Origin of the sequence: Pantoea sp. B550 (assembly GCF_024158165.1) — a bacterium.
Lineage (GTDB): Bacteria > Pseudomonadota > Gammaproteobacteria > Enterobacterales > Enterobacteriaceae > Pantoea > Pantoea alfalfae.
In genome coordinates this window covers 3,484,675-3,508,758 of sequence record NZ_JAMYXI010000003.1, presented here as the reverse complement: position 1 = coordinate 3,508,758, position 24,084 = coordinate 3,484,675, and the positions used below count along the sequence as shown (strand labels likewise).

General features: G+C 52.3%; 29 protein-coding genes and 1 pseudogene. 21 read left to right on the top strand and 9 right to left on the bottom strand.

The genetic code is table 11. The features are described from left to right. Positions 1-166: 166 nt before the first annotated feature. From NIM72_RS19480 to NIM72_RS19470, 3 genes are all read left to right on the top strand, one after another. The gene (locus NIM72_RS19480) at positions 167-496 is read left to right on the top strand and encodes a hypothetical protein (protein WP_222924170.1); all 330 of its coding nucleotides are present in this window, start codon (positions 167-169) and stop codon (positions 494-496) included. A gap of 61 nt (positions 497-557) precedes the next feature. Continuing rightward, positions 558-1,115 carry a hypothetical protein gene (locus NIM72_RS19475; protein ID WP_161736081.1) on the top strand — a complete coding sequence of 186 codons (558 nt, stop codon included), beginning with the start codon at positions 558-560 and terminating at the stop codon, positions 1,113-1,115. Between the two features lie 23 nt (positions 1,116-1,138). After that, the gene (locus NIM72_RS19470) at positions 1,139-2,149 is read left to right on the top strand and encodes a Ppx/GppA phosphatase family protein (RefSeq protein ID WP_253421622.1); all 1,011 of its coding nucleotides are present in this window, start codon (positions 1,139-1,141) and stop codon (positions 2,147-2,149) included. 20 nt (positions 2,150-2,169) lie between these two features. On the opposite strand, the gene NIM72_RS19465 is transcribed toward NIM72_RS19470, so the two are convergent. Continuing rightward, a complete protein-coding gene (locus NIM72_RS19465; RefSeq protein ID WP_161736083.1) occupies positions 2,170-2,382 on the bottom strand; it encodes a DUF2767 family protein in 213 nt (70 codons plus the stop codon). A gap of 180 nt (positions 2,383-2,562) precedes the next feature. Between NIM72_RS19465 and NIM72_RS19460 the strand changes: the two genes are divergently transcribed. From NIM72_RS19460 to NIM72_RS19445, 4 genes are all read left to right on the top strand, one after another. Next, on the top strand, positions 2,563-2,811 hold the full coding sequence (locus NIM72_RS19460; RefSeq protein WP_013357534.1) for a YqjD family protein: 249 nt from the start codon (positions 2,563-2,565) through the stop codon (positions 2,809-2,811). Between the two features lie 162 nt (positions 2,812-2,973). After that, complete coding sequence (locus NIM72_RS19455; protein WP_013357533.1) at positions 2,974-3,144, top strand: hypothetical protein; 171 nt, start codon at positions 2,974-2,976, stop codon at positions 3,142-3,144. A 356-nt stretch (positions 3,145-3,500) separates the two neighbouring features. Next, positions 3,501-4,562, top strand: a complete 1,062-nt coding sequence (locus NIM72_RS19450; RefSeq protein ID WP_222924171.1) for a glycosyltransferase family 9 protein — start codon at positions 3,501-3,503, stop codon at positions 4,560-4,562. Then, complete coding sequence (locus NIM72_RS19445; protein WP_161736982.1) at positions 4,562-4,891, top strand: DUF1493 family protein; 330 nt, start codon at positions 4,562-4,564, stop codon at positions 4,889-4,891. The genes NIM72_RS19450 and NIM72_RS19445 overlap by 1 nt, the downstream gene beginning before the upstream one ends. On the opposite strand, the gene NIM72_RS19440 is transcribed toward NIM72_RS19445, so the two are convergent. The 6 genes and pseudogenes from NIM72_RS19440 to NIM72_RS19415 all read right to left on the bottom strand — a co-directional run bounded on the left by NIM72_RS19440 (position 4,885) and on the right by NIM72_RS19415 (position 7,973). Then, positions 4,885-5,895 (bottom strand): glycosyltransferase family 9 protein, encoded by a 1,011-nt coding sequence (locus tag NIM72_RS19440; RefSeq protein WP_222924172.1) that lies wholly within the window; start codon positions 5,893-5,895, stop codon positions 4,885-4,887. The genes NIM72_RS19445 and NIM72_RS19440 overlap by 7 nt on opposite strands. A gap of 299 nt (positions 5,896-6,194) precedes the next feature. After that, positions 6,195-6,392, bottom strand: coding sequence for a hypothetical protein (locus NIM72_RS19435; protein ID WP_033732300.1), 198 nt, complete (start codon positions 6,390-6,392; stop codon positions 6,195-6,197). Positions 6,393-6,555: 163 nt separating this feature from the next. Continuing rightward, entirely contained in the window at positions 6,556-6,753 is a 198-nt protein-coding gene (locus NIM72_RS19430) for a hypothetical protein (protein WP_161736980.1), read from the bottom strand. A 344-nt stretch (positions 6,754-7,097) separates the two neighbouring features. Further along, positions 7,098-7,265, bottom strand: a pseudogene (locus NIM72_RS19425) (isocitrate/isopropylmalate family dehydrogenase); the annotation flags it as partial. 216 nt (positions 7,266-7,481) lie between these two features. Then, positions 7,482-7,679: a hypothetical protein gene (locus tag NIM72_RS19420; RefSeq protein ID WP_253421619.1), complete on the bottom strand. Its 198-nt coding sequence runs from the start codon at positions 7,677-7,679 to the stop codon at positions 7,482-7,484. Between the two features lie 69 nt (positions 7,680-7,748). Beyond that, the gene (locus tag NIM72_RS19415; RefSeq protein WP_161736978.1) at positions 7,749-7,973 is read right to left on the bottom strand and encodes a hypothetical protein; all 225 of its coding nucleotides are present in this window, start codon (positions 7,971-7,973) and stop codon (positions 7,749-7,751) included. A gap of 229 nt (positions 7,974-8,202) precedes the next feature. Between NIM72_RS19415 and NIM72_RS19410 the strand changes: the two genes are divergently transcribed. The 3 genes from NIM72_RS19410 (at position 8,203) to NIM72_RS19400 (ending at position 10,383) form a co-directional block, all read left to right on the top strand. Then, the gene (locus NIM72_RS19410) at positions 8,203-8,721 is read left to right on the top strand and encodes a hypothetical protein (protein WP_371876299.1); all 519 of its coding nucleotides are present in this window, start codon (positions 8,203-8,205) and stop codon (positions 8,719-8,721) included. A 587-nt stretch (positions 8,722-9,308) separates the two neighbouring features. After that, complete coding sequence (locus NIM72_RS19405; RefSeq protein WP_253421613.1) at positions 9,309-9,788, top strand: type VI secretion system tube protein TssD; 480 nt, start codon at positions 9,309-9,311, stop codon at positions 9,786-9,788. Positions 9,789-10,221: 433 nt separating this feature from the next. Continuing rightward, positions 10,222-10,383, top strand: coding sequence for a hypothetical protein (locus tag NIM72_RS19400; protein WP_202605064.1), 162 nt, complete (start codon positions 10,222-10,224; stop codon positions 10,381-10,383). Positions 10,384-10,520: 137 nt separating this feature from the next. On the opposite strand, the gene icd is transcribed toward NIM72_RS19400, so the two are convergent. Continuing rightward, a complete protein-coding gene (gene icd, locus NIM72_RS19395; RefSeq protein WP_013357495.1) occupies positions 10,521-11,771 on the bottom strand; it encodes an NADP-dependent isocitrate dehydrogenase in 1,251 nt (416 codons plus the stop codon). Positions 11,772-11,875: 104 nt separating this feature from the next. Between icd and rluE the strand changes: the two genes are divergently transcribed. From rluE to NIM72_RS19355, 8 genes are all read left to right on the top strand, one after another. After that, positions 11,876-12,538 (top strand): 23S rRNA pseudouridine(2457) synthase RluE, encoded by a 663-nt coding sequence (rluE, locus tag NIM72_RS19390; protein ID WP_222924176.1) that lies wholly within the window; start codon positions 11,876-11,878, stop codon positions 12,536-12,538. A gap of 44 nt (positions 12,539-12,582) precedes the next feature. Continuing rightward, positions 12,583-13,056, top strand: coding sequence for an NUDIX domain-containing protein (locus NIM72_RS19385; RefSeq protein WP_161736356.1), 474 nt, complete (start codon positions 12,583-12,585; stop codon positions 13,054-13,056). Positions 13,057-13,098: 42 nt separating this feature from the next. Beyond that, positions 13,099-14,211 (top strand): tRNA 2-thiouridine(34) synthase MnmA, encoded by a 1,113-nt coding sequence (mnmA, locus tag NIM72_RS19380; protein WP_253421611.1) that lies wholly within the window; start codon positions 13,099-13,101, stop codon positions 14,209-14,211. 42 nt (positions 14,212-14,253) lie between these two features. Next, positions 14,254-14,895, top strand: coding sequence for a high frequency lysogenization protein HflD (hflD, locus tag NIM72_RS19375; protein ID WP_033732295.1), 642 nt, complete (start codon positions 14,254-14,256; stop codon positions 14,893-14,895). 44 nt (positions 14,896-14,939) lie between these two features. Then, positions 14,940-16,310 carry an adenylosuccinate lyase gene (gene purB / locus NIM72_RS19370; RefSeq protein ID WP_161736355.1) on the top strand — a complete coding sequence of 457 codons (1,371 nt, stop codon included), beginning with the start codon at positions 14,940-14,942 and terminating at the stop codon, positions 16,308-16,310. Positions 16,311-16,414: 104 nt separating this feature from the next. Then, complete coding sequence (phoP, locus tag NIM72_RS19365; RefSeq protein WP_003849836.1) at positions 16,415-17,083, top strand: two-component system response regulator PhoP; 669 nt, start codon at positions 16,415-16,417, stop codon at positions 17,081-17,083. A gap of 2 nt (positions 17,084-17,085) precedes the next feature. Continuing rightward, on the top strand, positions 17,086-18,546 hold the full coding sequence (gene phoQ, locus NIM72_RS19360; RefSeq protein ID WP_161736354.1) for a two-component system sensor histidine kinase PhoQ: 1,461 nt from the start codon (positions 17,086-17,088) through the stop codon (positions 18,544-18,546). A 57-nt stretch (positions 18,547-18,603) separates the two neighbouring features. Beyond that, positions 18,604-19,728, top strand: coding sequence for a cupin domain-containing protein (locus tag NIM72_RS19355; protein WP_161736353.1), 1,125 nt, complete (start codon positions 18,604-18,606; stop codon positions 19,726-19,728). Between the two features lie 73 nt (positions 19,729-19,801). On the opposite strand, the gene pepT is transcribed toward NIM72_RS19355, so the two are convergent. Next, positions 19,802-21,031: a peptidase T gene (gene pepT / locus NIM72_RS19350; protein WP_161736352.1), complete on the bottom strand. Its 1,230-nt coding sequence runs from the start codon at positions 21,029-21,031 to the stop codon at positions 19,802-19,804. Between the two features lie 312 nt (positions 21,032-21,343). On the opposite strand from pepT, the gene potA reads away from it, so the two are divergent. From potA to potC, 3 genes are read left to right on the top strand one after another with little or no spacing between them, the layout of a single operon-like run. Next, on the top strand, positions 21,344-22,459 hold the full coding sequence (gene potA, locus NIM72_RS19345) for a spermidine/putrescine ABC transporter ATP-binding protein PotA (protein WP_222924179.1): 1,116 nt from the start codon (positions 21,344-21,346) through the stop codon (positions 22,457-22,459). Continuing rightward, on the top strand, positions 22,443-23,303 hold the full coding sequence (potB, locus tag NIM72_RS19340; RefSeq protein WP_161736350.1) for a spermidine/putrescine ABC transporter permease PotB: 861 nt from the start codon (positions 22,443-22,445) through the stop codon (positions 23,301-23,303). The genes potA and potB overlap by 17 nt, the downstream gene beginning before the upstream one ends. Beyond that, positions 23,300-24,073, top strand: coding sequence for a spermidine/putrescine ABC transporter permease PotC (potC, locus tag NIM72_RS19335; protein WP_161736349.1), 774 nt, complete (start codon positions 23,300-23,302; stop codon positions 24,071-24,073). The genes potB and potC overlap by 4 nt, the downstream gene beginning before the upstream one ends. The last annotated feature ends 11 nt before the right edge of the window (positions 24,074-24,084 follow it).

The window sequence follows — 24,084 nt, the reverse complement described above, 5'->3', positions numbered from 1 at the left end:
CCGTTTATTGATAAGCAAAGTCACCCCTTTACATTCCTGTTGCTTAACGATTAAACAAATCACAAACAGGAAGCGTAGCGGAAACTGCTATAATTACGTGATTGGTGGTGCAACAGGATAGACTCTGCGCCACGACACTCCCAGGGATTGAAGCAGGTAGAAAATCATGATGCGACTCAGCATTTTTATCCTCATCGCGTTGGTGACTGGATGTTCATCTGGCCCGAAAGGGGTGGAATGTCCGGGTGAGGTCTCGACAATTTATGGTCAGTCGATGGGACAGACACAGGGCGTGATTTTTGACCTGGTTAACAGCTTTACCGTGACACGAGACAATGTCAGCGTTAACAGTGGCCCGCTGCAGTCGCTGGATCGGTTTAAATATGTCCCCTCCGCCGTGACGCATGAAGGTTACTTTGCGCAGCGCCTGTCAGATAAGCAGTTCCGCCTGATTAATCCTTATCAGGACACCCAAATCACCTGGACCTGTCCATAAGGGATGAATCCTGCTGCCAGATGGTTTATTGTCAGGAAACGTCAAGCAGCAGGGTTCCCCGATGGAAAAGCGTCTGGATAACAACGGTTATATCGACTTCCCCTTCCCCGCTACGCGCAATGCGGATGGCTCGGTTAATCCCTGTGGCTTTGATCTGACGCTGGAAACCGGTCGCCTTGAAGAGATCGTCGTACTGAATCGCTCAGCGAATCTGCGGCGACTGGTCGAGGAGGTTAATCTGCAGGAGGGGCTGTTTATGACCCTGGCCTGTGACTGGCAGCAGCAGGAAGATGCGGTCTGTGGTTTTATCGATGTGGCTTTTCGTCCCGACCTGCCGCAGCACGGTCACCAGGAAGCCCTGCAGCTGGAGGCGAGCTTTCACCATTACCTGACCGGACAGGAGCAGCAACATCAACTGCCCGCCGGGACACTGGTCAACTATGCCCGTTCGGTACTCGACTGGAGCTGGTCGCCGCTGCATCAGCGTCAGCGCGATTACGAAAAAATCACTATCCAGTTCTATTGTCCGCAGGCCGATGACGCCGAATGGTGTTTTGACCATCTGCGTCATTTCCTGGTGAGCGTCTATCCGACCTGCATCGCCGGCCGTTCGCTCTGATCCCCACTTCTCCCGGAGTCGCTATGCGTTCTGCTGCGCTGTCTGTTTTTACGCTGTTCTGCTCGCTGTTTTTTGCCGCGTCGGCCCAGGCCGATCGCTGCCAGCAAATTCGCGCCGGTCTGGATATCGGTTCCGGTACCACCAAAATTGCGGTGGCGCGCGTCAATGTCTGCCAGCAGCGTATCGAAAAAGTGCTGTATCAGGATCAGCGCGCCGTGGCCTGGAACGACGCATTAGCCCATTCAGCGGATAACCAGCTGAGTCCGGCAGTCACCCACGAAGGTGCCGCCGCACTGCAGCAGCTGGTCGCGCACGCACAGCGCTTTCATCCACAGCGAATCAGCGGCGTGGCGACGGCAGTGTTTCGCAATGCCAGCAACGGTCAGGCCGTAATTGAACAGTTGCAGCGCCAGAGTGGTGCGCAAATCAGCATTATTTCGCAGCAGCAGGAAGCGATGCTTGGCTTTCTCTCTGCCAAAGCCGCGCTTAACGATCCGGCAGTACGGGATGAGCAGTTGCTGGTCTGGGATATTGGCGGTGGGTCAATGCAGATGACGGCATGGCGACAGCAGGCGGGCAAGCCGGTAGCGGATATTTACCGGGGCAGACTGGCCTCAGTGACGCTGAAAAACTTTATCCTGACGGTGCTGAAGAACAGCCCGGAGGCTAAATCGCCCAACCCGATTGGTTCCTGGCGGCAGTCGGTGCTGCGCTTTGTGCAGTTTTACGCGACTAACGAAGTCAGCCCGCAGATCAAACAGGATGTGGCCGGTCGTCGGGTGATTGGGATCGGAGGCGTACACGGTTTTTCGATTCGCAATCAGTTACCGGGTAAACCCAACCACTATACGCTGGCGACCCTGAGCCAGCTCTCGCAGCAGCAGGTCTGGAAAGGCGACAGCGAATTGCAGGGTGACTACCGCGCCACTGACGTGAGTAACCTGTTACTGGTGGAAGGGTATATGCAGGCGCTGAAAATGGATGAGGTGGAGATTGTTGAGGCCAACCTGATTCAGGGCGTGCTGCTGCAATAGCGCAACGCTTCCACACTTCGCTACACGTCAGATTTAACCAGCCGGATAGCGTGATCCAGCATCCGCTGCTCATCCCGTTCACTGTGGGCGCGCTGCTGGCGGATACGTTTAAGCAGGTCGTAGATTTCGCCACGCCGGGTGTCATGACCGCGCTCCATCAGCACAATGACTGCATCGCCAATAACGCGGCAGACTTCATCATAGTCATCATCATTCAGTGCATCACGTTTCATCGTTTCTCCTCCGGCTGTGACTTTCTTCTCAAAAGGCTAGACAGGAAATGGCGGGCCCGCAAATGCAGCGCCATTAACAGCCGGAAATGATTTTTTAGGCCCTTATCGAGCGCTGGCGGAGCAGAACTCACTATCTTTGCTACGCTTTGAGAGTCTTACTCAAAACCAAGGAGCATTTAAATGTCAGGAAAAATCGAAGATAAAGTAAAAGAAGCGGCTGGCGCAGTTCAGGAACAATGGGGTGCAGCAACCGGTTCATCTGAGCATCAGGCTAAAGGCGCAGCGCGTCGTTACACCAATCAGGCAAGCTATGCTGCACGTGATGCTGCTGAGACCATTCGCGATCAGGTTCAATCCAATCCTGCTGCCGGTCTGGCCATTGCTGCAGGCGTTGGCGTATTTATCGGCTTCCTGCTGGGTCGTAAGTAATACCGCCACACGTCGACAGAACGGGAGCCACTGGCTTCCGTTTTTTTGGCTTTAGCTGACTGCATGCTGAGAAACATCTGAAAGATAAGCCTTCACAGGCCAGCGCACGGTGAGTCTTCAGTCTTAATTACGTTCTCTTTCTGACAACATCAAGGTGACCTTATGAAAACGATACCTGCTTTGCTGCTGGTGGCAGCGACCTTAACCTCTCTGGCGGGCTGCTCACATAAAAGCGACGCGATTAAAGAAGATGGCCGTCCCCATGCGCCAAGTGGCCAGTCATCACCGGGCGGTACGCTGGGTTCAGGCCCGGTGGGTCAGCCACAGTCGTAATACCCTGCCCCGGCACACGTGCCGGGGTTTGTTTCTCTTTTTTTATATTGAATAGCACCCGTAAAATAAATCCTCTGATAGTTAACCTGCTAGTAATTAAGTGCGGGATTAAAAATATGGAATATCATTATTATAAGAATTGTCCCAATTCTTTTCGCTAATTTCCTACCTCTTTTACACAATTTTGTATATATACCCTGAATAAACAACACTAAAAATGTGGAAACAGTTTAAACAAATATTCTACGGAGAATAAAAAATATTTCTCCCTACTGAACTTTAGACGTAAGAATATTCTCTAATAATGCACAACACCTTTTGTTTAATATTATTGATGCATTAAAGAGAATTCAGCCGTGAAGAAAAGAAAGATTTATCTGATAGACCGACTTTTAACGCTTTATTCTCGATTTTCAGGCAGAACAAAACTGCAGGCCCTGCAGGCCCTGACACCCGGCACAGTCGTGATTTACTCCACCACGGCACTGGGCGATTTTCTGATGAATACGCCGGCTATCTGGAGCCTGAAAAATCGCTTTCCCACCAGCAAATTTATTCTGGTTTCCAGCAAGAAAAATAAGGATCTGGTCAGTCGTTATAACTGGTTCGATAAGATCTATATCTGGGATAACAAAGTGGCGAATTTCCTGCCGCTATTTTTCAAACTGCGTCGCCAGAAACCTGATCTGTCAGTGATATTACACGCCCATTTCCCTTACGATATTATGAGTTCGGTGCTGACCGGCAGTAAAGCAATTGTGCGCGATCATTACGGCAGCGAATCCCCTGTACTGAATAAATATCTTGATCACTATTCAGGTTATTTCGACGACCACACCATTAAGCGTAAGCTGAAACTGATTGAAGCGCTGGGTGCAGAGACAGAGCAGACCCGGATGCATCTTCCCGAGGTAACGAGCAGCTCGGCTGCAACGGCCAGCCATCGCCGTATCGGTTTTCAGTTAGGCGCATCAAAAGATATTCGCCGCTGGCCGCTGGCTTCATTCAGCCAGCTGGCGACCGCGTTGCTCGAACGCTGGCCTGACGCTGAAATCATTGTCACCGGTACGGCTGCTGAGCAGCCTCTTGAGAAACAATTTATCGAAAGCCTGCCGCTGCACTGCCGTAAGCGTGTGACGCCAATGGCGGGCAAAACGAATCTCAGCGGCCTGATTACGCTGATCCGCACGCTGAACGTGCTGGTCACCGGCGATACCGGCCCACTGCACATCGCCGTGGCGGCACAGACGCCAACGGTCAGCCTGTTCTCTACCGCCAATCCACGCTATACCGGCCCCTGCCAGGACAGCGATCGCCATATTGTTATTCATCGCCCGGATAAAACGGCGACACAGCATCCGATGGCGTCGATCAAGGCTGAAGAAGTCGAGCAGGCCGTGGCGAAACTGGTGGGATAATGAACGAGCTTTCTCACGCCATTATGGCGCTGATTGAATACCACAATCAGCCAACCGCCCTGGGCGGGTTCCGGAAAGTGGATCGGGCGGGTTTTCATCTGCAGCAGCTGCCACTGAATGAAGTGGAGTTTGCGATTCTGATGAATGATTTTTTTGCCACGTTCAACGTCTGCTCTGAGCATTATGATGATGCCCGCTATTTTCCGGCGGCGCACCTGCGGCGAATGACACCAATGAAGTGGTTTAAATCTGGCGGATATTGTCCCGTAACGGTCGCGATGTTATGTGAAGCGGCCAGCCGTGGACGCTGGCCTGAAGCAGATTACTGAATAATCATATGGACGAAGGCATCATAGACCTCGCGGCTGCTCAACGCGTTGACCTCACGTGACGCCGGTTGCAGCACCTGATAGTTGACCTTCCACGGATGCCAGCACGCCGGATCGCTGTCACCAAACAGCGCCACCACCGGCAGGCCCAGTGCGGCACCGATGTGCATTGCTCCGCCATCACTGCTCACCAGCCCCTGACATAACGACATAGCCGCAATCAGCTGTGGCAGGCTGGTAGTTGCTACCGCCTTTATCGGCAGGTGCGGACAGAGCGCCATGATTTCACGCGCTTTTTCATCATCCCCCGGATGACGCGGATTATCGCGGCTGCCAGGTGACCAGAGCAGCATGATCTGGCAGGGATGATGCGCCGCGATCTTCTCCGCCAGCCCGGCAAACCGCGTGGCTTCCCACTGCTGACTTGGCTTACGGGCGCTGATCTGGAGTGCATAGATCGGAAGAGCAGAATCAATCGCACAGGTGTCTCGCAGGCTGGCCGCAATAGCCGCATCCGGCCGCAGGGTCAGTTTACCTGGCGCAGTGGCGCTGAGACGCAAATCCCTCCCCAGGCTAAACAGGGTTTCGCTGATATGACAGGGTGACTGGCTGGGCGGCGGCAGTAAATCGCTGATCAGCGGATGCGGCTGCTTCCCCAGCGCGATCACTCTGGCGGGACGTACGATTTTAACCCACTTCAGGCCATGCTGATCCCAGCGGCTTTTGGCCAGAATCACTATGTCGTAACGTTGCTTTTTCAGATTCAGCATCAGCTTCAGTCGCTGTAACACACAGGCCAGTCGTCCCTGCCCTGCCTCACGGTGATGCAACTTGGTGTAATAGAAGAGCTGCCGGATATAGGGGTTATGCTGTAACACGGGCGCAGCGTAGTTGTTAGTCAGTACATCGACCTCATACTGGCCCGACTGCGCCAGCGCACTGATGAGCGGCGTGGTCAGCAAGGTATCGCCAATATTATCCCGACAAATAATTAAAACCCGCATGTCTGACATCCTCTGCGCACAGGCTACGCCGTTCTGGCTGAATAAAAGTGAGACTCGCACAATTAACGTCTCTGAAGCGCTAACGTAACGGCATAAGTCAGCAAATTAGTCAGCGCAGATTGAGGTTGGTTCCATGGTCGCCGTATTGTGGAAAGCCGATGGGTGCTTTTCAGGCAAGTGAAATGCCTCACGCATCCGCCGGATGATTGATTTAACAACACCCATGCTAAGGCGTCAGCGTAAAGAAGGAGGAAAGGCCGCGAATGGCGGCCTGACGTGGTGGTTACATTACCGTTATATTAGCTGGCGCTATTTTTCAGCAGGCTGATGGCCAGCCTCATAACGGGTTCAGGTTCAATGCCGGTAAACATGCGGTGAATTTTTTCAGTAATGGCCTCGCGGGTTACCGGCTTATCTTCAGCCACAATTTCCATCACAGCCTGACCAAACAGCAGTCGACATGCCGCAATGGCATCACTTACAGCCTCATCATCCATAATATTCTCCCTGTGTATCGGCAGAAGAGTACACTCCTGCGGCAGCAGGATCATGCTGAACTGTTTATTTTGCGGCACAGATTACAAAAATGAATCCTGTGAAACGCGCGGAGAGCCTGGCGCGTAACCGTTAATGCCGGGCACTGACCTGAAGCAGGGGTTATTAACAAAGAGTGTCGTTCAACAGATCAAGAGCAACATTATAAATCATTGCAGGCTGCGCATCAGGTAACATTACCTTTATCTTTGCTTCCAGTGCGCGGTTAGTTACTGGCTGATTATCTGCTAATAATTCCAGCACAGCCTGCCCAAACATCAGGCGACAGATATAAATCGCGTCTTTTGTATAATTAGCGTCCATAAATCCTCCTTATGAGTGAGCTATTACAGTAACGATATTCAGTCACAAACAGATGCCAGTTTTGCGTTCACGGTTTCTTTTGTAGTGGCATCAGATAATGCATTTTGCAGAAATATTAAAATATTCAGTCGCAGGTAAGAATTTTTCAGGATGTTGATAATGAAAAGTAATTCAGTCATACGTTGAAGGGGACGCTAATCGCCCGTTATTTTACTGAGTCAGCAGAGCATCAATGCTGACCACGTCATGGCTGAAGAGGCGGAGGAGAAGAGAATGGAAAAGTGTGAAAAGCGGATACAAAAAAGCCCACATCGCGTTTAGCGCGATGTGGGCTTAAGCAGACGTTACATATTTTCGATGATCGCGTCACCAAACTCTGAACATTTCAGCAGTTTAGCGCCATCCATCAGGCGTTCGAAATCGTAAGTCACGGTCTTGTTAGCGATAGCGTCTTCAACACCGTTAACAATCAGGTCAGCCGCTTCGAACCACTCCAGGTGACGCAGCATTACCCTAATATCAGGAGGTTAATCTATTGATTTAGTGCGATAAAAACTTAACTGGGGTAGTTCAAACTGTTTTTTATGTGAGGGATTAAGCTATATAGATCGGTGAATTGATTAGGGTTTTGCAGAAAAATTCACTGATAATCTAGCCCGCCACTGAGCGGGTTATTTGTGGTCAGCCCGGCAGTTGACGCTGCCGGGATTTTTAACCAGCCTCACATTTTAGTGAATGTTATGCTTGAGCAACATAATAGCCACATCGTAAACCAGTTCGGGCTTGCAGTCGGGAAGCATTTTCTTCACTTTATCTTCCAGGGCAACCTTGGTTACCAGTTGATCATCGCTGAGCAATTCCAGCACCGCTTGACCAAACATCAACCGACAGATGTGGATTGCATCTGTTGTATATTTATCTTCCATAACACCTCCTCCCGTAAGCGATGCCACAATACGAAGAAGCAGATTCGACCTCATCTGACAGTGCGTTTTTTAAGCAAAGAAGCCACAAAGCAATAAAGTTGAATAACAATTAAAGTTATTGAATTTACAGGCCGGTGGATGAGTTTTCCATTCTTGCTGCAGGACTGACAGTGCAATACTGGCAGCCAGATTATCGCGCCGCTCTGATAGCGCCACAACCACGCTGGCGATTGTCTCCAGCGTCACCGTTTCATCTCTGGCCACCAGCTGCCAGACAGCCTCGCCCATAGTCATGTCAGGCTATGCTGCCTTATAAATAGCTTCTTCAAATCCATTTTCTATATTCCGACTCCTGTTCAAAGAAAACCATTTAAACGTTGTGTTAAACTTATCACAAAATTGTAGCATCTCTTCCAAATTATATTGATCAAACGCACCACTGAAACGATTAACGTATTTACATATAAAGATTTTTTTAATAATTTGAAAACACTAATCATGGATTGATCATAGGAAATGGCTAGTGCAATACAGCAACCAGGTAATAGGATTTTTACAAGGAAATGACATTTTAGCTAAAAATCTCGACAACGCTCTTTTAGGCGTCAAAGAAGCAGTCTCAAACCAGATTGATACTATAGGTGCAGGTGCCAGACGCGCGCTCTATTACACTTCCTGCTTTACCGATGCCTATAACGATGTTTGCCAGCAACAAAAGACTGAGGATACTCGATTCGTAAAAGGTATTTACCATATTTTGCGACATGAAGACATTGTTTATGAAATGCTCACAATCTACTTTAATGAGGTATTTCGCCATAAAACATCTGAACAGTTAGAATACATCAAACGTTTGTTGATGGGGGTGAATATTCATATCGCCGCTAGCTCCCTGACTAATCACGGATTTGTGTTGGCGACGGCAGCCGCCGTTTCTCTCGGATTGCATTTTAATCTAGACATGGCCGCACTTACAGGGCGATTTACAGGTGGTATTAATATTGCTATCAGGTCTTTACGGCGTCGTACAAAACGCTGCTGACAGTGCTCATCGATTAAGTATTCAGTCCCCTACTTATCACAATGCTCTTTATACACAAGAACTTGAAATGATGTATTTCTTAATAGAGCCATTATTTAAACGCGCTGGTGCTTTCCAGCAACCCCTATCGGATAAAAATATAGCAAACATTATCACCAGGATGATAGGATAATGCTTTTGAATATTATTAAACGATTACTGAGGCGAGTTTTCACATCTCTAGTAGGGTTATACGCTCCACAGGCATTAATAATAACCTATGCAATGATTCAGATAAATTATTTTCCTGCCGCCCCGCTTTGGCTTGTGCCGGTTTTCGCCATAGCAGTTATATATATATTTAGTCGATATGTGAAATGGTAATTATAATTAAAATTTTTTTAAGCCGAATTTCCAGATCTTTAATCTCGGATTACGGACCGACAGCATTAACCATATTGTTCGCTCTGATTCAGGGTATGTTTTTCCCGGATAGTCCTATATAGCTAATCCCTCTATTCTTTGTATTTTTGATGGTTAGTTTATCAATATATGAAGTCTTAAAGCTCAAACGAAAGCAATAACATAAGATTTTATAAGGAAATAACATGTCTACACCAGCTCATTTATGGCTTGAAGATGAAAACGGATCACCAATTGTTGGTAGTTGCCAGATGCCATTAAGGTTAGGCTCAATTGAATTAAAATCATTCTCACACGGCGTAACTATCCCTGTAGATCCCAGCTGGGGAAAATTAACAGGTACGCGTGTACACAGCCCCATTACAATAGTTAAAGAGTTTGATCAAACAACGCCACTCCTATACCGCGCTGTCTGCGAAGGCCGGACCATGAAGAAAGCGATAATCCGAATGTATCGTATTCTGGAATCTGGCATCGAAGCAGAATATTTCAATATCATTCTGGGAAACGTAAAATTTACAACGGTTGCGCCGTATCTGGCCCCTAACGGTATGAGTAGTACTCATCTCGAAACGCTCGAATTACGTTATGAGGCGATTACATGGAAGTATACGGAGGGTAATGTAATTTACCGCGACACATGGAATCAACGAGCCACATATTGAACAAAAAAAGCCCGGCAATAGCCGGGCTGGTGTTGGCAGATAAAATTAAGAAAACTCTATAAAATCTCATTATTAAAAATATTATTATCCACCCTATCACACACCCAAATAATATTAACTTCACGTTGTTTTCCTATTCATATATCAGGCTCTCTCTAACCATGTTCAAAATATACTCATCTTTAATTTGGCTCCGACTTGTTTAACCGATCAATTCTCCAGAATTGATCGGTTAAACAAGTCGACTGACATAAGGCCCTGTAAAAAAGGTTTATTAGCTAATTCATAGCAACTATTTTTTTGGTTAACCCTCAACCTCAGTATCAGAGCTTTCGTACTTGTGATTCACCATCATCACACAACATCACAGGCAGAACGTTGCGAAGCGCTAACTATCAGCTCCATCACTACCGGCTTAATCAAAGCACGTAAAATGACAAGCCTGACAGAGAATGACACCCCACCAACATTCTACGAGCAGCGCTCACTGGCTGAGCGGTTATATCGTGAACAGGGCATGGACATACAGCACTACCTGGTCATAAAAAACCAGACGCAGACCGATAAATACGACGATGACAGGGGCAAAGATTGACGGGTGGTGGCGGTATAAAACAGTACGATTTACGTTCAGTTTAGCAGAAGGATTTTGCTGGCGTTTTGCAGGAAAAAGTCAAAAAAAAGCCAACACGATTTTTACATTCGTGTTGGCTGTATGTTAAGTAATGCGGATTACATATTTTCGATGATCGCGTCACCAAACTCTGAACATTTCAGCAGCTTAGCGCCATCCATCAGGCGTTCGAAATCGTAAGTCACAGTCTTGTTAGCGATAGCACCTTCAACACCTTTAACAATCAGGTCAGCCGCTTCGAACCACTCCAGATGACGCAGCATCATTTCTGCAGACAGGATCACTGAACCTGGGTTCACTTTATCCTGACCGGCATACTTAGGTGCTGTACCGTGGGTTGCTTCAAACAGCGCGCACTCGTCACCGATGTTAGCGCCTGGTGCGATACCGATACCGCCAACCTGCGCCGCCAGGGCGTCAGAGATGTAATCACCGTTCAGGTTCATACAGGCGATAACGTCATATTCTGCCGGACGCAGCAGGATTTGTTGCAGGAACGCATCAGCAATCACATCTTTCACGATGATCTCTTTGCCGGTGTTCGGGTTTTTGAACTTCATCCACGGGCCGCCGTCGATCAGTTCGCCGCCGAACTCGTCTTTCACTAACTGGTATCCCCAGTCTTTGAAAGAGCCTTCGGTGAACTTCATGATGTTACCTTTGTGAACCAGGGTCAGTGAATCACGATCGTTGGTGATGGTGTATTCCACTGCCGCGCGGACCAGACGTTTGGTACCCGCTTCTGAACACGGCTTAACGCCGATACCGCACTGCTCAGGGAAGCGAATTTTCTTCACGCCCATCTCTTCGCGCAGGAACTTGATCACTTTGTCCGCTTCGGCAGAGCCCGCTTTCCACTCAATACCCGCATAGATATCTTCGGAGTTTTCACGGAAGATCACCATGTCGGTCTCTTCAGGGCGTTTAACCGGGCTTGGCGTGCCTTTGTAGTAACGTACCGGACGCAGGCAGACGTAGAGGTCAAGCTCCTGACGCAGTGCTACGTTCAGTGAACGAATACCGCCGCCGACCGGGGTGGTCAGTGGGCCTTTAATGGCCACGCGATATTCTTTGATTAAGTCGAGCGTTTCCTGTGGCAGCCAGACATCCTGACCGTAGAGTTCAACTGACTTCTCACCCGTGTAAATCTCCATCCAGGAGATTTTACGCTCGCCGTTGTAGGCCTTCTTCACCGCCGCGTCGACGACTTTCAGCATCACCGGGGAAACATCAACACCGATACCGTCACCCTCAATGTAAGGAATGACCGGATTGTTTGGCACTGTAAGCTTGCCCTGATTCAGGGTGATTTTCTGACCTTCCGCCGGAACTACTACTTTGCTTTCCATTAACCTCTCCTGGGCGTTTGTTAATGATTTGTAAGATGCGCGTCAATACTACTTGAATATTTCCGTCACGCCAATCACCGCAATTTCACGTTATAATGCGCCGAATGTTTCTGACTGCAAAGCCCATGCGAAAAACAACTCAACGAATTCACCAGGATAAACGATTCAGCCGCCCGACGCGTGATGTGCGACGTGCGCCTGCCCGCCCTGCTGCTCCACGACGTGTCATTCTGTTTAACAAACCGTTCGACGTTTTGCCGCAATTCACCGATGAAGCGGGCCGCCGCACCCTGAAAGATTTTGTCAGCGTCGCAGACGTTTATGCCGCAGGTCGCCTTGACCGTGATAGCGAAGGCCTGATGGTACTGACCAACGACGGTGCCCTGCAGGCCGCGCTGACGCAGCCCGGCAAACGCACGGGTAAGGTCTATTATGTGCAGGTGGAAGGCGAGCCACAGGAGGCGGATCTTCAGCCTCTCCGGGGAGGGGTTAATCTGAAAGATGGCATGACGTTGCCCGCTGGTGTGGAAAAAGTGGCTGAGCCGGCGTGGCTCTGGCCGCGTCAGCCGCCAATCCGCGAGCGCAAAAATATCCCGACGCAGTGGCTGAAAGTCACCCTGTATGAAGGCCGTAATCGTCAGGTGCGCCGGATGACAGCCCATATCGGCTTTCCCACCTTACGGTTAATTCGGTACGCCATGGGAAACTATTCGCTCGACGATCTGGCGCCGGGTACGTGGCGTGAAATCAGCGAGAGCCCTGCCTGAAAATCTATTTTTTATAACCTCAGGTTAACAATTACGGAGAAGTAATGTTTAAACCTCATGTTACTGTCGCCTGTCTGGTTCAGGCAGAGGGTGAACTGCTGGTAGTGGAAGAGACGATCAACGGTCGTCCTACCTGGAACCAGCCTGCCGGACATCTCGAAGCGGATGAAACCCTGCTGGAAGCCGCCGAACGTGAACTCTATGAAGAGACGGGTATTGCGGCATCGATGCACTATTTCATCGGGATAAACCAGTGGATCGCGCCCGACAGTACGCCTTTTGTGCGTTTTCTGTTTGGCGTCGATCTGGCGGAAAAAGCGCCAACTCAGCCGCAGGACAGCGACATCGATTGCTGCTGGTGGCTGCCGCCAGCGCAGATTCTCACTGCGTCTAACCTGCGTTCGCCACTGGTCGCTGAAAGCGTACGCCTGTGGCAACAGGGCGCGCGCTACCCGTTACATCTGGTCAGCCCGTTCCAGTGGCCGTTTCACGAGGGTGCGCGTCTGCCTTCTGCATGATAGAATGCGCCGCCTGTTTTTTTATCGTAATGCGAGCGTGTCATGTCTGACAACAGCCAGAAAAAAGTGATCGTCGGTATGTCCGGCGGCGTCGATTCTTCCGTTTCCGCCTGGTTACTGCAGCAGCAGGGCTACCAGGTTGAAGGCCTGTTCATGAAGAACTGGGAGGAGGACGATGGCGAGGAGTATTGTACCGCCGCGGACGATCTGGCGGATGCGCAAGCGGTGTGCGACAAGCTCGGTATGAAGCTGCATAAAGTTAACTTTGCCGCAGAGTATTGGGATAACGTCTTTGAGCATTTCCTCGAAGAGTACAAAGCGGGCCGCACGCCTAACCCCGATATCCTCTGCAACAAAGAGATCAAATTCAAAGCGTTCCTGGAGTTCGCGGCGGAAGACCTGGGCGCAGATTTTATCGCCACAGGTCACTACGTGCGCCGCAAGGACGTCGATGGTCAGAGCCAGCTGTTACGCGGACTGGACGGTAACAAAGACCAGAGCTACTTCCTCTATACTCTGAGCCACGAGCAGATTGCCCAAAGTCTGTTTCCGGTCGGCGAGCTGGAAAAACCGGAAGTGCGCCGCATCGCGGAACAGCTGGACCTGATCACCGCGAAGAAAAAAGACTCGACCGGCATCTGCTTTATCGGCGAGCGCAAATTCCGCGACTTCCTGGCGCGCTATCTCCCGGCTCAGCCTGGCGAAATAGAAACTACGGAAGGTCAGATCGTCGGTGAACATCAGGGGCTGATGTACCATACGCTTGGACAGCGTAAAGGTCTCGGTATCGGTGGCCTGAAAGAGAGCAAAGATGATCCCTGGTATGTGGTCGACAAAGATGTGGCGCGTAACCGTCTGATTGTTGCCCAGGGCGGCGATCATCCGCGTCTGATGTCCGTTGGCCTGATTGCGCAGCAGTTGCACTGGGTTGATCGTCAGCCAATCACCGCTCCGCTGCGCTGCGCTGTGAAAACCCGCTATCGTCAGACCGACATTCCCTGTGAGATTATTCCACAGGGCGACGACCGGATTGCGGTGCGTTTCGACGAGCCGGTTGCTGCAGTCACGCCAGGTCAGTCTGCGGTGTTTTATCTTGGCGACGTCTGCCTCGGTGGCGGTATTATCGAACAGCGTCTGCCGTTAGTGGCGGAGTAAGCGGGCTCAGCCCGCGTTGATGACGCGTAAACAGGAGTAACCGTGGCGAAAAATTATCAGGAAATCACGCTGGCGCTGGCGGGCATCTGTCAGTCCGCCCATCTCGTGCAGCAGCTGGCTCAGCAGGGTCACTGCCAGCCCGAGGCGCTGACCGTGTCGCTGCGCAGCGTGCTGGATCTTAATCCTGGCTCCACGCTGGCGGTGTTCGGCAATAATGAAGCCAACCTGCGCCTCGGACTTGAAACCCTGATGGCGGTGCTGAACAGCAGCAGTCGCCAGGGTGCCGGCGCAGAACTGACACGTTACACGCTCAGCATGATGGTGCTGGAGCGCAAGCTCAGCGCCAGTAAATCCGCCATGGCGACGCTGGCACAGCGCATCACGCAGCTGGATCGCCAGCTGGCACATTATGAACTGGAGTCAGACACCATCCTCAGCGCGATGGCTGGCATCTATGTGGATGTGATCAGCCCGCTTGGCCCGCGTATTCAGGTTACCGGTTCGCCTGCGGTGCTGCAGAATACGCAGGTGCAGAGCAAAGTGCGCGCCACCCTGTTAGCCGGTATCCGCGCTGCCGTGTTGTGGCAGCAGGTCGGCGGTGGCCGACTGCAACTGATGTTCTCGCGTCAGCGTTTGCTGCGTGAAGCGAAAACCCTCTTATCCCGGCTGCCACTGACTTACTAAGTCGGTGCGGCAAAACACTGCTAAATGATTCAGGAGTTGCACTGATGGAATTATCCTCTCTGACCGCCGTCTCACCTGTCGATGGTCGTTACGGCGATAAAGTCAGCCCGCTGCGTGCGATTTTCAGCGAGTTCGGTCTGCTGAAATTCCGCGTTGAGGTTGAAGTTCGCTGGTTACAAAAACTGGCCGCGACCGCAGAGATCAAGGAAGTTCCTGCATTTGATGCCGACGCAAACGCTTTCCTTGATGCAATTGTCGCCGGTTTTTCAGAAGACGATGCCGCCCGCATCAAAACCATTGAGCGCACCACCAACCACGATGTAAAAGCGGTTGAGTATTTCCTGAAAGAGAAAGTGGCTGATATCCCTGCCCTGCATGCCGTCTCTGAATTTATTCACTTTGCCTGCACCTCTGAAGATATCAATAACCTGTCGCATGCCCTGATGCTGGAAACGGCCCGCCGTGACGTGATTTTGCCTTACTGGGACCAGCTGATTACCGCCGTGAAAGGTCTTGCCAGCGAATACCGTGACATTCCGCTGCTCTCCCGCACCCACGGTCAGCCGGCGACGCCGTCGACCATGGGTAAAGAGATGGCCAACGTCGCCTATCGTCTGGAGCGTCAGTTACGTCAGCTGAAGCAGATTGAAGTGTTGGGTAAAATCAATGGCGCGGTCGGTAACTACAATGCTCACATTGCTGCCTATCCCGAAGTGGACTGGCACGCGCTGAGCGAGAACTTCGTGACCTCACTGGGGATCACCTGGAACCCGTACACCACGCAGATTGAGCCGCACGACTATATCGCTGAGATGTTCGACTGTATCGCCCGCTTTAACACCATCCTGATCGATTTCGATCGTGATATCTGGGGTTATGTGGCGCTGAACCATTTCAAACAGAAAACTATTGCGGGTGAAATTGGCTCCTCAACCATGCCGCACAAGGTGAACCCGATCGACTTCGAAAACTCCGAAGGCAATCTGGGTCTGGCGAATGCTGTCATGCAGCATCTGGCCAGCAAGTTGCCGGTCTCACGCTGGCAGCGTGACCTGACCGACTCCACCGTGCTGCGTAACCTCGGGGTGGGCGTGGGCTATGCGCTGATCGCCTATCAGGCGACGCTGAAAGGCATCTCTAAGCTGGAAGTGAACCGTGACCGCCTGCTGGACGAGCTGGATCACAACTGGGAAGTGCTGGCAGAGCCGATCCAGACGGTGATGCGTCGTTACGGCATTGAAAAGCCCTATGAGAAGCTGAAAGAGCTGACGCGCGGCAAACGCGTGGACGCTGCCGGTATGCAGGCCTTTATCGACAGCCTGGCGCTGCCGGAAGAGGAAAAAGTGCGTCTGAAGCAGATGACGCCTGCAAACTATATTGGTCGCGCTATCCAGATGGTTGACGATCTGAAATAATGCCCGCCGCAGACCGGCTCAGTCCGGTCTGCGTTAACATCTTGTTTAATACATTTCGCGTATACTTTCTGCAGGTTGACTCAAACAGAGTGTAAGGAATTTCTATGCGTGTTCTGGTTGTTGAAGACAATGCCCTGCTGCGCCATCATCTCGCCGTCCAGTTACGTGACATGGGCCATCAGGTCGATGCCGCCGAAGACGCCAAAGAAGCTGACTATTTTCTTCGCGAACATCTGCCCGATATCGCGCTGGTGGATCTCGGCCTGCCGGATGAAGATGGCATGTCGCTGATTCGTCGCTGGCGCAGTGATGCCGTGCGTCAGCCAATTCTGGTCCTGACTGCCCGTGAGGGCTGGCAGGCGAAAGTCGAAGCGCTGGAAGCCGGTGCGGATGACTACGTGACCAAGCCATTTCACATTGAAGAAGTCGCGGCACGCCTGCAGGCGCTGATGCGCCGCAACAGCGGTCATGCGTCGCAAATCATCGATATGGCCCCGTTTCAGGTGGATCTCTCACGCCGTGAGCTGACGGTGAATGAAGAGCCAGTAAAACTCACCGCCTTTGAGTACACCATTGTCGAGACGCTAATCCGTAACGCCGGCAAAGTGGTGAGCAAAGACTCACTGATGCTGCAGCTCTATCCTGACGCTGAACTGCGCGAAAGCCACACCATCGACGTCCTGATGGGTCGTCTGCGCAAAAAGATTCTGGCGTTGCACCCCACTGATGTCATTGCCACCGTGCGTGGCCAGGGTTACCGCTTTGATCTCTGACCATGTCCTGGTTTAATCGTTACCGCCCTATTTCGCTGCGCGCCCGCTTTCTGCTGGCCTCCGCAGCGATAGTTCTGTTCCTCTCACTCTCTTACGGCATGGTCGCGGTGATTGGCTATGTGGTGAGTTTCGATAAAAATACCTACCGGGTGATGCGCGGCGAGAGCAATCTGTTCTTTACGCTGGCGCAATGGCATGACAACAAGCTCACCATCGCGCAGCCGGAACGAATGACGCTGAATTTTCCTACCCTGGTCTTCATCTACGATGAGCATGGCAAGCTGCTGTGGCAGCAACGCGACGTGCCGGATATTCGCAAAAAGATCCGCCGCGAATGGCTGCTGAAGCCTGATTTCTACGAGATCGATACCAGCAACCGCACCAGCATGGTCGCGATGGGCAATAATCTCAATGCTAAGCAACGGCTTAATGACTGGGACACTGACAGCAACGATACCTTTACCCATTCGGTTGCGGTTAACCGTTACGATGCCACGACGAATCTGCCCGCGCTCACCATTGTGGTGGTCGACTCTATTCCGCAGGAGTTGCAGCACTCTGATGTGGTCTGGTCGTGGTTCAGCTATGTGCTGGCGGCTAACCTGATTCTGATTATTCCGCTGCTGTGGCTGGCGGCGCACTGGAGTCTGCGGCCAATTGGTACGCTGACACAGCAGGTGCGCGAACTGGAAACCAGTCAGCGCGAAAATCTGGCGGATAATCCACCGCAGGAGTTGCGCAGTCTGGTGCGCAACCTCAATCTGCTGCTGACCAATGAGCGGCAGCGCTATACACGTTATCGCACCACCCTTTCTGATCTGACCCATAGCCTGAAAACGCCGCTGGCCGTGTTGCAGAGCACCCTGCGATCGCTGCGCAACGGCAAAGAGCTGACGGTAGAACAGGCGGAGCCGGTCATGCTGGAGCAGATTAGTCGTATTTCACAGCAGGTGGGATATTACCTGCACCGCGCCAGTATGCAGGCCGATCACAATCCGCTGCAGCGCGATATCCATTCCGTTTCCGGTCTGCTCGACAAGCTCTGTTCAGCACTGAATAAAGTCTATCAGCGCAAAGGCGTGGCAATTACGCTGGATATCTCTCCGGAGCTGTCCTTCATTGGCGATCAGAATGACTTTATGGAAGTGCTGGGCAACGTACTGGATAATGCCTGCAAGTACTGTCTGGAGTTTATCGAAGTCAGCGCTTTTCAAAGCGAAAATGCACTGCATCTCTATATTGACGACGATGGCCCGGGCATTCCCGAGAGCAAGCGCGATTTAGTGTTTGTCCGGGGTCAGCGTGCCGATACGCTGCGGCCAGGCCAGGGCTTAGGTCTGGCAGTGGTACGCGATATACTGGAACAGTATGATGGAAATGTCATCGCCACTAGCAGTGCGCTTGGCGGAACACGTATGGAAGTAGTTTTTCAGCGCCAGGAAGTCGAACATCACCGCGAGTAGAAAACCCTCAGGACTGTTATACTTGCTGGCATTTACAGCCCTAAGCGGAACCCTTGTATGGACTATCAGCTCGATATTAACTGGCCCGATTTTATTCAGCGCTACTGGCAGAAACGCCCGGTCGTGCTGAAGCGTGGTTTTAAAAACTTTGTCGATCCCCTTTCACCGGATGAACTCGCCGGACTGGCAATGGAAAACGAGGTGGACAGCCGCCTGGTCAGCCATCAGGACGGCAAATGGCAGGTCAGCCACGGCCCGTTTGAGAGCTATGATCATCTGGGAGAGAACAACTGGTCACTGCTGGTCCAGGCGGTCAATCACTGGCATGAACCCTCAGCCGCGCTGATGCGCCCTTTCCGCTTTCTGCCTGACTGGCGTGTTGATGACCTGATGGTATCGTTTGCCGTGCCTGGCGGAGGCGTCGGCCCCCATTTTGATCAGTATGATGTCTTTATTATTCAGGGTACTGGCCGCCGTCGCTGGCGCGTCGGTGAAAAAGTGGCGCTGAAGCAGCACTGCCCGCACCCGGACCTGCTGCAGGTTGAACCGTTCGATGCCATCATCGATGAAGAGCTGGAGCCGGGCGATATTCTCTACATTCCGCCGGGATTCCCACACGAAGGCTACTCGCTGGAAAACGCACTGAACTACTCTGTGGGTTTCCGCGCCCCCAGCGGTCGCGAGTTAATCAGCGGCTTTGCGGACTATGCCCTGGCCAATGAGCTGGGCAGCCTGCGCTTCAGCGATCCGGATGTGCCTGCACGTGATTGCCCGTCGCAGATCCTGCCGCAGGAGATTGAAGGCGTGCGCCAGCTGATGCTGGATGTAGTTAATCAGCCAGCGCAGTTTGAGCAGTGGTTCGGCGAATTCATTTCGCAGTCACGCCACGAACTCGACGTCGCGCCGCCGGAACCGCCTTATCAGCCTGATGAAATTTATGATGCGCTGCAACAGGGGGATGCGCTGAGCCGGTTGGGTGGCCTGCGTGTCCTGACGATTGGTGAGGCTGTTTATATCAATGGTGAGCGGGTTGAATGTTCACGCCCGGATGTGATGGCAGTTCTGGCGAATCACTATCGCATCACACTGGAGGATCTGGGTGATGCGCTGGATGATCCGGCCGTACTGGCGCAGATCGCCGGTCTGGTGAATGCCGGTTACTGGTACTTCGGCGAGGAATAACCCGCAGCGCGTAACAGTGCGTTTCGGCTGAATCAGGCTCTCCTGCCGTCATGGCAGGAGAGCCTTTTTTAATTTAATCCTTCTTCTGCGCGGCCAGTTCTGACAGACGCACAATCACTTCCACTGACTTCGCCATGATATTCAGCGACGCAAACTCATGCTTGCCATGATAGTTATAGCCTCCGGTAAAGATGTTCGGGCAAGGTAATCCTTTCCACGACAGCGATGACCCATCGGTGCCGCCGCGAATCGGTTTCACCACGGGTTCAATGCCGCAGTCACGCATCGCCTGCAAAGCCAGATCAATGATATGCGGGAACGGCTCGACCTTTTCACGCATGTTGCGATAGCTATTGGTGATCTCAACAGTGACCGAGCAGTCAGGGTGCAGGGTTTTGTTGATCTCCGCAGCGATCTGCAGCAGCGTCTGTTTACGCTGTTCAAAACTCTCTGTTTCAAAGTCACGAATGATGTAGAGCATCTCGGCGTGCTCGACGCTGCCTTTGATCTGATGCAGATGGTAGAAGCCCTCATAGCCGTCGGTGTACTGCGGTTTTTCGCCGGCCGGTACGGCCGCATGAAACTGGTTAGCCAGCTCCAGTGCATTGACCATCACGCCTTTTGCGGAGCCTGGATGTACGTTGTTACCGACGATTTTGACCGTAGCCGAGGCGGCATTGAAGTTCTCATACTCAAACTCACCCAGATCGCTGCCATCAATGGTGTAGGCCCAGTCGGCGGCGAACGCCTCCACATCAAAGTGTGAGGTGCCGCGACCGATCTCTTCATCAGGGGTAAAGGCGACGCGGATCGCGCCGTGGGGCGTATCGCTGTTAGCCAGCTGCGCCATCGCCGTCATGATCTCAGCGATACCCGCTTTATCATCCGCGCCCAGCAGGGTTTTGCCATCGGTGGTAATCAGCGTATGCCCAATCAGCTTGTGCAGCACCGGGAACATGACCGGTGACAGGACCTCGTTGCCATTACCCAGCGCAATGTCGCCACCGCGATAATCTTCGATGATCTGCGGGTTCACATGTTTCGCTGTGAAATCAGGCGAGGTATCCATGTGGGAGATGAAACCGATAACTGGCGTCGGCCAGTCAACATTGGCGGGCAGCGTGCCCATGACGCAACAGTGATCGCTCAGGGTGACATCAACAAAACCCAGGGCCAGCAGCTCCTCCTGCAGCTGACGCGCCAGCGTCCACTGCCCTTCACTGCTGGGCACCTGGCGCGCCTGCGGCTTAGCCTGTGTCTCAACTGCCACATAACTTAAAAAGCGCTCAAGTAACTGTTCCATATCCCATCCTTTAAAAGTGCCGTCCGGTATTATTCACAGACCCGCCGGTCACAACGTTGCGTAAAATCATTCGCAGACAGGTTAGCGCTGTCGGTGACCTTTGGGAAAGTAATAAGCCCGAAAAAAACGCCTGATTACGTGATTGTTGCGGCAAACCTCGCAATGTTGTTAACAGCCGGGCGAATTGCCGCGGCCAGGCGGGCAAAACATGGCAATGCCTTATTTTTCAGGTATCATCCGCCCCTCTTTGCTGGCTGGCTGCACTGAGCGGCTATGCTGTAACTGTTCGACCTTAGACAGACTGAGACTAAAATGACGCAAACACGCGCACAGCAGGCGCTGGTTACGCTTTCTGGCATCAGTAAAGCTTTTGATGGAAAGACCATCATTGATGATTTTAACCTGACCATCCATCACGGTGAGTTCATCACCCTGCTCGGCCCGTCGGGCTGTGGCAAAACCACCATTCTGCGCCTGATTGCCGGGCTGGAAGCGGCTGATCGCGGCCGTATCTCGCTCGATGACCAGGACATTACTGATACGCCGGCCGAACACCGTCACGTCAATACCGTGTTTCAGAGCTACGCGCTGTTTCCGCATATGACCGTGTCTGAAAACGTTGCTTTTGGCCTGCGGATGCAGAAAACCCCGTCGGCAGAAATTGAGAGCCGGGTAAAGGATGCGCTGGCAATGGTGCAGCTGGAGCACTTTGCCGATCGCCGTCCGCATCAGCTTTCCGGTGGCCAGCAACAGCGTGTGGCCATTGCCCGCGCGGTAGTCAATCGCCCTGAAGTGCTGCTGCTGGACGAATCCCTCTCGGCGCTGGACTACAAGCTGCGCCGTCAGATGCAGAACGAGCTGAAAGCCCTGCAGCGTAAGCTCGGCATTACCTTTGTCTTTGTCACCCACGATCAGGAAGAGGCGCTGACCATGTCCGATCGCATCGTGGTCATGCGCGACGGCAAGGTAGTGCAGGATGGTACACCACGCGAAATCTACGAAGAGCCCGAAAACCTGTTTGTTGCCCGCTTTATCGGCGAAATTAATGTCTTTGACGCTGAAGTGCTCGCCAGCGACAGCGCGCCAGACGTGCGGGCCCGGGTAGAGGGACGCGAGTGCGAGATCCACTGTACTTTCCCGGTTAGCGTGGGTGACCGGCTTCATGTGCTGCTGCGTCCGGAAGATCTGCGGGTGCAGGAGATCCATGATGACAGCGCATCAGATGGCCTGATTGGCTATGTGCGCGAACGTAACTATAAAGGTATGACGCTGGAGTCTGCGGTAGAGCTGGAGAACGGTAAGCTGGTTACGGTCAGCGAGTTCTTTAATGAGGATGACCCGGACGTTGATCACTCGCTTAATCAGAAGATGGCCGTGAGCTGGGTGCCGGGATGGGAGGTGGTACTGCCCTATGAAGCTGATGCGTAATGGTTTTCAGAAGGGGGTCATCGTACTGATCGTCGGCTGGCTGGCGCTGTTCGTTTTTGTGCCCAATCTGATGATTTTTGTTACCAGTTTTCTGACGCGCGATGATGCGCACGTCGTCAGCGCGATGTTGACCTTCAGGAATTACACCCGGCTGCTCGACCCGCTCTATGCGCAGGTGCTGCTGCACTCGCTGAACATGGCGCTGATTGCCACGATCGGCTGTCTGCTGCTCGGCTATCCCTTTGCATGGTGTCTGACAAAACTCACGCCGCGCCTGCGTCCGCTGATGCTGTTTCTGTTGATTGTACCTTTCTGGACCAATTCGCTGATCCGTATCTACGGCCTGAAAATTTTCCTCAGCACCCGGGGCTGGCTGAATGATTTCCTGCTGTCGCTGGGGCTGATCGATAAACCGTTTCGCATCATGTATACCCCGGAAGCGGTGATCCTCGGGCTGATCTACATTCTGCTGCCGTTTATGGTGCTGCCGCTCTACTCCAGTCTGGAGAAGCTTGATAAACCGCTGCTGGAAGCGGCGCGCGACCTGGGTGCCGGTAAGCTGCAGACCTTTTTCCGTATTATTCTGCCGCTGACCATGCCGGGCATCATTGCGGGCTGTCTGCTGGTGTTGATCCCGGCGATGGGGCTGTTCTACGTCGCCGACCTGATGGGCGGCGCAAAGAATCTGCTGATCGGCAACGTCATCAAAAGTCAGTTCCTCAACATCCGCGACTGGCCGTTTGGCGCGGCCACCAGCATTGTGATGACGCTGTTGATGGGATTGCTGTTGCTGATTTACTGGCGCGCGGCGCGACTGCTGAATAACCAGGTGGATTTAGGATGATGGCACGCCTGTTACGCGGCAGTTTTATGGCGATTATTTACGCCTGGTTCTACATACCGATTGTTATTCTGATCGTGAATTCATTTAACGCCTCCCGCTTTGGCATTAACTGGCAGGGTTTCACGACCCGTTGGTACAGCCTGCTGCTGAACAATGACAGTCTGATTCAGGCGGCGCAGCACTCGCTGATCATGGGCGTGCTCTCAGCCAGCTGTGCCACACTGATCGGCGCACTCACCGCTGTCGCACTCTTTCGCTACCGTTTTCGGGGCAAGCCCTTTGTCAGTGGCATGCTATTCGTGGTGATGATGTCGCCGGACATTGTGATGGCTATCTCCCTGCTGGTGCTGTTTATGCTGCTGGGCATTTCGCTGGGCTTCTGGTCACTGCTCTTTTCCCACATTACATTTTGCCTGCCGTTTGTGGTGATTACTGTCTACTCACGTCTGAAGGGCTTTGATGTGCGCATGCTGGAGGCAGCCAAAGATCTGGGTGCCAGCGAAACCATCATCCTGCGCAAAATCATTCTGCCGCTGGCGATGCCAGCCGTCGCCGCTGGATGGTTACTGAGCTTTACCCTGTCGATGGATGATGTGGTGGTCTCTTCCTTTGTCACCGGTCCGACGTTTGAGATTTTACCGCTGAAGATCTACTCGATGGTAAAAGTAGGCGTCTCACCGGAAGTGAATGCGCTGGCCACCATTTTAATGCTGCTGTCATTGCTGCTGGTCGCGGCCAGTCAGTGGCTGCTGCGTGACAGAAATAAATAAGAGGATTGAAG